1 pseudogene is annotated in these 304 nt (G+C 65.8%); it reads right to left on the minus strand.

Annotation, left to right across the window (positions count from 1 at the left end):
• Window positions 1-137: pseudogene (locus MKK58_RS04625) on the minus strand (LysM peptidoglycan-binding domain-containing protein); the annotation flags it as partial.
• Between the last annotated feature and the right edge of the window lie 167 nt (window positions 138-304).

Genomic DNA, 304 nt, shown 5'->3' on the forward strand with positions numbered 1-304 from the left:
ATCTGGCCCGGATAGATCAGGTCCGGGTTGCGGATCTGGGGCTGGTTGGCGTCGAAGATCACCGTGTAGCGGGTGCCCTTGCCGTAGATGCGCCGGCTGATCTGCCAGAGGCTGTCGCCCCGGACGATCCGCGCGGTGCCGCCGAAGGGATTCGAACCCTCGACCCCAACCTTGGCAAGGTTGTTCTCTACCCCTGAGCTACACCCGCTCACAACCGCGCCGCTGGAGGAAATGACCCGCCGGCGGCCCCGGACGGCGTCTCTAAACACCATTCCGCCGGGTGTTGCAAGCGCTGAATCGCCGG

This window comes from Methylobacterium sp. J-078 (assembly GCF_022829285.1).
In the GTDB taxonomy this organism is placed as follows: domain Bacteria; phylum Pseudomonadota; class Alphaproteobacteria; order Rhizobiales; family Beijerinckiaceae; genus Methylobacterium.